Raw genomic sequence first — 9,004 nt, 5'->3', positions numbered from 1 at the left:
CCGGCATCGTTTTCTCCTGCGTGATGCGATTGGGGTGGCGCTGATCCGTCTCACACCACCATCAGGACCGGATTTTCGATCAGGCGCTTGAACGCGCCGATCAGCTCGGCGCCGAGCGCGCCGTCGACCGCGCGGTGATCGCAGGTCATGGTCACGCTCATGATTTCCGCAATCTCAAGCTTGCCGTTCTTGACGATCGGGCGTTGCTCGCCGGCGCCGACCGCCAGAATGGTGGCATGCGGCGGATTGATCACGGCGGTGAAATCCTTGATGCCGTACATGCCGAGATTGGAAACCGCCGTGGTGCCGCCCTGATATTCCTCGGGCTTCAGCTTGCGGGCCCGCGCCCGCGCCGCGAAATCCTTCATCTCAGCCGAAATCGTCGACAGCGACTTGGTCTCGGCGTTGCGAATGATCGGCGTGATCAGGCCGCCGGGCATCGCCACGGCGACGCCGACATCGGAATATTTGTGCTTGAGCATGCCGCCCTCGGTCCAGCTGACATTGGCGTTGGGGATGCGCTGCAGCGCCAGTGCCAGGGCCTTGATGACAAAATCATTGACCGAGAGCTTGTAGGCCGGCTTGCCGTCCCTGTCCTTGGGTGCGGCGGCGTTGATCTGCTCGCGGGCCTCGACCAATAACCCGATGTTGCAGTCCATCGTCAGATAGAATTGCGGGACGGTCTGGGTCGAGGCGGTCAGGCGTTGCGCGATGGTGCGGCGCATGCCGTCGTGCGGGATCACCTCGTAGCTGCCCGGCTCGTACAGCGCGAGGATCTGTTTGTCCGACATTCCGGGCGCAACTGCGCCCAGGGGCGCGATGCTCGGCGCGCCTGCGGGCGCGGCAGCCGGCGCCTTCAGCCCCTTGCCGGATTTTGCCTGCTCCACATCGCGCGCGATGACGCGGCCGTGCGGACCGGAGCCGTTGATGCGCGCCACGTCGATGCCGGCTTCCTTGGCCAGACGCCGCGCCAACGGCGAGGAGAAGATGCGGCCGTGGCCGTTGGTCTGCGGCGCGGGCGCTGCGGCCTGGGGTGCCGGAGCCGCTGCGGGAGGTGGCGAGGCTTTGGCCGCAGGAGCGGCAGCGGGCGCTGGTGCAGGCTTCGCCGCGGGAGCGGCAGCCGGCGCTGCTGCAGGCGCAGGCTTCGGTTCAGGAGCGGGTGCTGCCGCCTTCGGCGGTGCGCTTGCAGCCCCTGCCCCCGCGGCCTTCACATCCTCGCCGTCACCGGCCAGAACCGCGATCACGTCGTTGACCGGCACGTCCTGGGTGCCCTCGGGCACCACGATCCTGGCGATGGTGCCCTCGTCGACCGCCTCGACCTCCATGGTCGCCTTGTCGGTCTCGATTTCGGCGATGACGTCGCCGGACTTGACCTTGTCGCCCTCTTTCTTGAGCCACTTGGCAAGGTTGCCCTTTTCCATCGTCGGCGACAGCGCGGGCATCAGGATGTTGATTGGCATTGTCAGTGACCTTGTTGCGACCGCGGCGTGGTGTTGCCCATATCGGTCGGCCGCGCGATTTCGGCTTCGAACATATCGAGGATGCGGCTCAGTGCTTCTTCCTCATTAAATTCGCTCTCGCGTGCATAGGCACGCGCGGCATGTCGCGCCACGTCGACCAGCAGCAGACCCCACATGTCCGGCTCCTCGAAGGCGCGGGTGAAGGCGATCGACAGCCCGCCATCGACCACGAAGGCGCGCAGCACCTCGGTCGCGTCGTCGCGGCCGATGACGTCTGGCGGCAATGGTTGCTCCCTGGGACCGGCCATGAGCCTTACCTGTACGAAACGGCCTTGGCGGCTTCGACCACCTCAGCCACCGAGGGCAATGCGAGCTTTTCCAGATTCGCCGCATAGGGCATCGGCACATCCTTGCCCGATATCCGCATGACCGGCGCGTCGAGATAATCGAAGGCATGCTCCATGATGCGGGCGGCAATCTCGGCGCCGACGCCGTTCTGCTGCCAGCCTTCCTCCACCGTGACGGCGCGGCCGGTCTTCTTGACCGAGGCGATGATGGTGTCGGTGTCCATCGGGCGCAGCGTGCGCAGGTCGATCACCTCGGCCTCGATGCCTTCCTTGGCGAGTTCGTCGGCCGCCTTCAGCGCGTACGACATGCCGTTCGACCAGGAGACGATGGTCACGTGGGCGCCGGAGCGCACGATCCGCGCTTTTCCGATCGGGATGACGTAATCGGCCAATTTCGGCACTTCGCCGGAATGGCCGTACAGCATTTCGTTTTCGAGGAAGATCACGGGATTGGGATCGCGGATCGCGGCTTTCAGGAGACCCTTGTAGTCGGCGGCCGAATACGGCGCGATCACCTTCAGCCCGGGAATCTGCGAGTACCAGGCCGAATAATCCTGGCTGTGCTGGGCGGCGACGCGGGCAGCCGCGCCGTTGGGGCCGCGGAACACGATCGAGCAACCCATCTGGCCACCCGACATGTACAGCGTCTTGGCGGCGGAATTGATGATCTGGTCCATCGCCTGCATGGCGAAATTGAAGGTCATGAATTCGACGATCGGCTTCAAGCCCGCCATCGCGGCGCCGACGCCGATGCCGGCAAAGCCGTGCTCGGTGATGGGGGTATCGATCACACGCCGGTCGCCGAATTCCTGCAGCAGCCCCTGCGTGACCTTGTAGGCGCCCTGATATTCGGCGACCTCTTCACCCATCACGAAGACATCCGGATCGCGCCGCATCTCCTCGGCCATGGCGTCGCGCAGCGCCTCGCGGATGGTCATGGTCACCATCTCGGTGCCCTCCGGCACCTCCGGATCCGGCTCGGCGACGGCCTTGGGGGCGGAAGGCATCTTCTTTTCTTCGCCGCCACCCGATTTGGCTGCGGGAGCCTCGGCTTTGGTCTCGGCGGGCGGCGCAGATTCCGCGGCTTTCTCCTGCCTGGCAGGCGCCGGCGCCTTGTCGAGATCGGAGGCGCTCTCGCCGTCCGCTAGAATGGTCGCGATCGGCGTGTTGACGGCGACGTCGGCGGTGCCTTCGGGGATCAGGATCTTGCCGAGCGTGCCCTCATCGGTGGCCTCGACTTCCATCGTCGCCTTGTCGGTCTCAATCTCGGCGATGACGTCGCCCGACTTGATCGGCTCGCCCTCCTTTTTCAGCCATTTCGAAAGGTTGCCCTTTTCCATGGTCGGCGACAGCGCGGGCATCAGCACTTGAATTGGCATGGTAGCTCCGGAAAAATTCACTCTTCAGGCTGCAAGCGCGCCCGGCGCTTTAGCGATAGACATCCGTCCACAATTCAGACGGATCCGGCTCGGGGTCGTGCTGTGCGAAATCGGCGGCGGCGTTGACGATCTCGCGCACCTCGGCGTCGATCGCCTTCAATTCCTGCTCGCTCATCTTGGCCGCCAGCAGGCGGTTGCGGACCTGCTCGATCGGGTCCTGATCATGCCGCACCTTGTCGACTTCCTCGCGGGTGCGGTATTTCGCCGGGTCCGACATCGAATGACCGCGGTAGCGGTAGGTCTGCATTTCCAGGATATAGGGGCCCTTGCCGGCGCGGCACCAGGCGACCGCCTTGTCGCCGGCAGCCTTGACCGCACGGACGTCCATGCCGTCGACCTGCTCGCCCGGAATGTTGAAGGAGATGCCGCGCTTGGAAAAATCGGTCTGCGCCGAGGAGCGCGTCACCGAGGTGCCCATGGCGTAACGGTTGTTCTCGATGATGTAGACCACGGGGAGCTTCCACAGCTCGGCCATGTTGAAACTCTCATAGACCTGGCCCTGGTTCGAGGCCCCGTCGCCGAAATAGGCCAGGCTGACAAAATCGTTGCCGCGATAACGGTTGGCGAAGGCAAGGCCCGTCCCGAGCGAAACTTGCGCAGCGACGATGCCGTGGCCGCCGAAAAAATTCTTCTCCTTGCTGAACATGTGCATGGAGCCGCCCTTGCCATGGGAATAGCCGCCATGGCGTCCGGTCAATTCCGCCATCACGCCCTTGGCCTCCATGCCGGTTGCGAGCATGTGCCCGTGGTCGCGGTATCCGGTTATGACCTGATCGCCCTTCTTCAGGGTCATCTGCATCCCGACGACGATGGCTTCCTGGCCGATATAGAGATGGCAAAAGCCCCCGATCGCGCCCATGCCGTAGAGCTGGCCGGCCTTTTCCTCGAAACGCCGGATCAGCAGCATGTCGCGCAGCGCGCCCAGCTCCTGCTCCCGGGTGAATTCCGGGGGCTGGTCGGAACCGTTGCCCTTGTCCGGGCCCTTGTCCTGACCCTTTTCCTGGCCTGAATCTTTTGTGACTGACTTCTTCGGTGCGGCCATGGCTGATCCGGATGAGAGAACGACTAGCCCTCTCTAACCCAACTCAAACCGCCGTGAAAGGACTGCGTGAACGAGCGAAAATTTCGTCATACCGCAGTGCAATGCCGCGCGACATTTTTGAAATTGATTCCGTGCAAATTTGGAATTTGAGGATCAGTTCGGCGTGTTGATCCGCACCAGATCGTGGGGATTGGCATAATCGAGCTGATAGCGGGCGCGCTCGTCGAGCATGTCGGGGTCGACCCGGTCGGAGCGCAGCAGCGAGACCCGCTGCTCGCCCTGGGCGCGCTCCCGCTTCAGCCGCGCCAATTCCGACGTCAGCGCGATGATTTCCTGATCCAGTTCCTGCCGTGCGTTCAAGCCGTATTTCCCGGTATAGGCGTTGACGCCGAAATAGCCGACCATCGCCGCCGCTATTGTGTAGAGGGCAAGCCCGGTGAGCAGGGATTTGAGTCGGGAGCGCGAGACCATGGGCCGGAGGATGCGGCGGCCCGGTTAACGCAATCCTAAGGCCGCCAGGCGCCGGCGAAGGCGCGCTGCCTATTTGTTTTGCTTTTCCACGAAGGCCGCATAGGCGTCGATATATTGCTGCATTACCTTCAGCAGCGTCTCCTTGGAGCACTCGCCCCTGTCGTCAAAGGCATCGCCGATCGCGTTCAGATAGATTTCCGGCTGCCCCATGATCGGCCCGGAAATGCCCGGCAGGATATTCTGCAGGTGCTTTGCCGCGCTGACGCCGCCGAGCGGTCCAGGCGAATTGGAGACGATGCCCGTCGGCTTGCCCAGGAACGAACTCTTGCCATAGGGCCGCGAGCCTACGTCAATCGCGTTCTTCAGCACGCCCGGGATCGAGCGGTTGTATTCGGGGGTAACGAACAGCACCCCGTTCGACTTCTGCAGTTTTTCCCGGAACGCCAGCCAATCCGCCGGCGGGGTCGCTTCCAGGTCCTGATTGAAGAAGGAAATACCCTGCAGCGTCGTGACATCGAGCTTGAGCGAAGCCGGTGCCAGCTTGGCCAGGGTATTGGCGATCTTGAGCGTAAAGCTCTCCTTGCGAATGCTGCCGACGATGACGACGATGTTGTAGGGGCTGGCCATGGGACTTCCTCTTGGATAGCGGGACGCGGATGAGATGGCACTCACCCTAGCCATGTCGGCGAAAGATGCAAGTGCATGAACCGAAAATTTCAATTTGCGCGGCACTCGGCGACGAACGGCGATTCGTTCCCAATTTCATCACACGCTGGATGATCTATTGATTGTGGGCGACCTGCATCCTAACCTCCGGTACTTCCGTTTATCTCGCCTCAAATACAAATTCGCGCCGGTTGCGGAGCGCTATCTATGAAAACGTTCGACGAGCAAATTGCCGACATCGAGGAGCTTGACGAACTACGCCAGCAGGCCCGCAAGCTGCGACAAGAGGCGATCGCGGCTCTGACCGCGAGCGTCTACAGGCCTCGCCCGCGGAGCGGTAAATTCAACGAACGCGCGGCCGCATCCCCCGGTTGGGAGCTGCCGGGCGACGACGTCGAAAAGGCCGAAGTGTTGCGGGCCTTGGTCACGCTTAACGCAATGAAGAAGGGCAATGAAAGCGTAGGGAAGCGCAGCCACGACGCCATTCTCAAGGATCTAGCATCGATAAAGCTCGCCGATCTGCAATCGACGAAACCCCTCGGATCCGCCGCCAAGCCTCCGCTCGATAGTGTCCCCGTTTTCCGCTGCGCCGTGATCCTGCAGACGCTGGCCGAAACGCCTGGCTATGCATTATCCCGTCCCGCGCTCTTCTGTCTTTATCGCATTGTGCAGGAATTGAACGAGGTCGCCGGTCCGGATTGGACAAGTGGCGGCGCGCGCGCCGACAAAAACTCTCAAGCGACCGCATTCGTTACCGGCGAATGCGCGCGTGGGTTACTGGCGCTTGAGACCGCGCTTCTTCAAACCGCGAACGCCACTAGATTACTCGCAGCAGAAGCCGCCCGGATAAAACTGTTCTCAAACAAGGTCGACGCGTGGCAAAAACAGGAGAATAAGTTTCGTGAATACTCGCTCAAGGTATCGCTCGCAACGCTGCCGCGTTCGATTGTCCCACTCTCAGCCGATCAGGACGCACCAAGCTTACTGAGAAAGATCGTCGACGTTCTGTCGCGCATTTCCGCAATCTCTTCTTCCCAGTTTCCGCAAGGCGATATTCGCCCTCCCCGCACCAAGCGCGAGGAAAGGCCAAACCCGGCATATGCCGTGGAGATTGCCAAGAGCATCGCCTGGAACTCAATTGATCGATTCCTCGCTACACTCAAGATCGCTCCCGCCGACAGGCAATTCAAGATCAACCGCAACACCGACTTCGACAGGGTCGGCGACGATATTGCGAAAAAGTTGGAAGCCGCCGCTGGAATTTTGCGCGATCTCACGCGCCCCATGCAGCAATTTGCCGAATCCATCATCGATCGGCAACTCGCGGCTGCATCGCCTCAACTCAACGACCTGGTGGACGGGGCCGAGCTCGTGTTCGCCGCAACTCTCCTTGGTCTTGTTTCCGGTTGGAAAAGGCCAAAGGTCCGTGCCGCATCCGAAATTCTATTCCCCCTGCTTTCCACCAACGGAAGGCTATTGAGCCTCAAGCCATTCGACGTGGGTGACAAGGGCTATCGCCTCAACGTCGCCACCCTCGACGTTTCCCGGCGCCTGGCCGATCTCGTAGCCCATCTCGACGTGGAACTGGAACCGGATTTCGTCGCACGCTTGATGTTGCCTTTCGAGTATACACGTGTCCCCGGCGCCGGCGCACGTGGATGGACGACCGACCCGCAACCACGGGAACCGGAGTCGCTTTGGTGGCTAACGGCCATCGCCCTCGATGCCCTTGAGTCGATCATCAGTATGCTCGACGCGACGATTAACCGGCTGGTTCTGCAGAACTTCCAAGTGCGCCAGCCTGCCCGGCTCAAGCTCGCACTTGAGGACCTGTTCTATCCTGATTTCGGCACCGCGGCGGTGACCGGAGAAGCCAGCGCAGCGATCCGGCTGCAGCAACTTCGAGCACACGCCGGTCATGGCCCGCCGGAATCGAGGCCCGTCTACTCGCTGATCCTCTATGGACCGCCGGGGACCGGGAAAACAACTCTGGTCGAAGCCGTCGCCAAGACCGCCGGGGTACCCCTGGTCGAGGTCACGCCCAGCGACATCCTCGTCGGCGGCGCAGAAGGCATGGAGCGCCGCGCGCGGCAGGTATTCCAGGCCTTGTCGAAGCTGACCCACGTCGTCATTCTGTTTGATGAATTCGATTCGATCCTGCTGGATCGCTCGAAGCGTGACCCGGAAGTGATTCCGACTTCAATCATCGAATTTCTTACGCCCGGCATGTTGCCAAAACTGAAAGCCCTCAACGAAGCGAGCAAGGAAGGCAGGATCAGCTATATGCTGGCGACCAACTTCGTCGACAGGCTCGATGGCGCTGTCACGCGCGGCGGCCGCTTCGACTATTGGAGCGGAGTTTATCCTCCGGATCCGGTTTCGCGGCTCGGGCGTCTGGTGGATCAGTTGCAAAGACGACAGTACAGCGATGCCAAGAAGGCAGCGAAACTGAGGGCTGACATGAAAAGGGAGGCGAACCCTGGCGGCAAGAGGGCAATCAGGCAAACACTGAAGAAATTGACGAACCGCGCCATCGATCTCGACAAGAACTCGCGTCTTCTGAAGGCGGTGAGAAACACCCGCAGCGGACCGATGGACAAGTTGGGCCGACCCGGCTGGTATTCAATGCCACTTGACGACAAGGATTACGACGCGACGCTGTTCGGTTTCATTATCACCGGGAGGAAGGCTAAGAAAATCAAGCCCGAGGCCGTTCTTGCAGACGAACAACTCAAATATAATAAACAACAGGCACGCAGATTGAACAAGGAGGTTGAGGACCTTCCACTCCCAACGGGCGATTACTGGGATCAATGGAGTCGAATCGAAGCATGGGATGAGGTATTCGACAAGCCGGAGAATATCGATGCGAATTGGGGCCAAATCAACAAAACCATCAAAACAAAGTTAAAAAAAGATGCCAACGAAACCTACCGGCTTGCGGGTTTACCTCGCCGGTCCTGAAGTATTTTTGCTGAACGCCGAAGAGGTAGCGAGAGCCAAGATTGCGGCCTGCGCCGCCCACGGTTTCGTCGGCATCTCGCCGTCCGATAACGACATCGATATATCAGGCTACGCAAAACACGAGGCGGCTTTGCGCATCGCCGCCGCCAACGAGGAAATGATCCGTCGCTGCGATCTCGTGATCGCCAACCTGACACCGTTCCGCGGGCCCAGCGCAGACGTCGGCACCGCCTACGAAATTGGTTTCGCCCGCTCGCTCGCTCGACCGGTTTTCGCCTACACCAACCTCGCGGGGACACTGCTTGAGCGCATGAGGGAAACGCCTGGCGGCGTCAATGAGCGCGCATCTGGCCGTTGGGAAGACCGCGAACGAATGGCCATCGAGGATTTCGACGGCTTTGACAATCTCATGCTGATCGGAGCCCTTGAGGGTGGAGCGCCCGTCCAGGTAAGGGATGTGTCGCACGACCAGCGATTTTCTGATCTGAGGGGTTTTGAGGCGTGCCTGATTCTCGCCGCACGTCGATTTGGCTTCGACAAAAGGCCGTAAACACGACAGAGGTCCGAGCGAATCATTGAGGACGCTGACCAGGTCGCCCTGAGGGCGGCCTGGTT

The 9,004-nt window shown here is 61.3% G+C and carries 8 protein-coding genes; 2 read left to right on the top strand and 6 right to left on the bottom strand.

Going from position 1 to position 9,004, the window contains the following annotated elements; genetic code table 11:
• Positions 1 to 50: 50 nt before the first annotated feature.
• The 6 genes from VK804_RS29040 to VK804_RS29015 all read right to left on the bottom strand — a co-directional run bounded on the left by VK804_RS29040 (position 51) and on the right by VK804_RS29015 (position 5,386).
• Entirely contained in the window at positions 51 to 1,460 is a 1,410-nt protein-coding gene (locus tag VK804_RS29040; protein ID WP_325376649.1) for a pyruvate dehydrogenase complex dihydrolipoamide acetyltransferase, read from the bottom strand.
• 2 nt (positions 1,461 to 1,462) lie between these two features.
• Positions 1,463 to 1,768 carry a DUF5076 domain-containing protein gene (locus VK804_RS29035; protein ID WP_325376647.1) on the bottom strand — a complete coding sequence of 102 codons (306 nt, stop codon included), beginning with the start codon at positions 1,766 to 1,768 and terminating at the stop codon, positions 1,463 to 1,465.
• Positions 1,769 to 1,773: 5 nt separating this feature from the next.
• A complete protein-coding gene (locus VK804_RS29030; RefSeq protein ID WP_325376645.1) occupies positions 1,774 to 3,186 on the bottom strand; it encodes a pyruvate dehydrogenase complex E1 component subunit beta in 1,413 nt (470 codons plus the stop codon).
• 49 nt (positions 3,187 to 3,235) lie between these two features.
• A complete protein-coding gene (pdhA, locus tag VK804_RS29025; protein ID WP_325376643.1) occupies positions 3,236 to 4,288 on the bottom strand; it encodes a pyruvate dehydrogenase (acetyl-transferring) E1 component subunit alpha in 1,053 nt (350 codons plus the stop codon).
• A gap of 153 nt (positions 4,289 to 4,441) precedes the next feature.
• The gene (locus VK804_RS29020) at positions 4,442 to 4,759 is read right to left on the bottom strand and encodes a septum formation initiator family protein (protein ID WP_325376641.1); all 318 of its coding nucleotides are present in this window, start codon (positions 4,757 to 4,759) and stop codon (positions 4,442 to 4,444) included.
• 69 nt (positions 4,760 to 4,828) lie between these two features.
• Positions 4,829 to 5,386, bottom strand: coding sequence for an NAD(P)H-dependent oxidoreductase (locus VK804_RS29015; protein ID WP_325376639.1), 558 nt, complete (start codon positions 5,384 to 5,386; stop codon positions 4,829 to 4,831).
• 246 nt (positions 5,387 to 5,632) lie between these two features.
• Here VK804_RS29015 and VK804_RS29010 point away from each other — a divergent pair, with 246 nt between their 5' ends.
• Both VK804_RS29010 and VK804_RS29005 read left to right on the top strand, forming a co-directional pair.
• Complete coding sequence (locus tag VK804_RS29010) at positions 5,633 to 8,389, top strand: ATP-binding protein (protein WP_325376637.1); 2,757 nt, start codon at positions 5,633 to 5,635, stop codon at positions 8,387 to 8,389.
• Positions 8,364 to 8,939, top strand: coding sequence for a nucleoside 2-deoxyribosyltransferase (locus VK804_RS29005; RefSeq protein ID WP_325376635.1), 576 nt, complete (start codon positions 8,364 to 8,366; stop codon positions 8,937 to 8,939). The genes VK804_RS29010 and VK804_RS29005 overlap by 26 nt, the downstream gene beginning before the upstream one ends.
• Positions 8,940 to 9,004: the final 65 nt, after the last annotated feature.

It is taken from the genome of Bradyrhizobium sp. (assembly GCF_035484855.1).
Classification (GTDB): domain Bacteria; phylum Pseudomonadota; class Alphaproteobacteria; order Rhizobiales; family Xanthobacteraceae; genus Bradyrhizobium.
The sequence above is the reverse complement of the archived record's forward strand: the minus strand, read 5'-3'. Positions and strand labels throughout refer to the sequence as shown.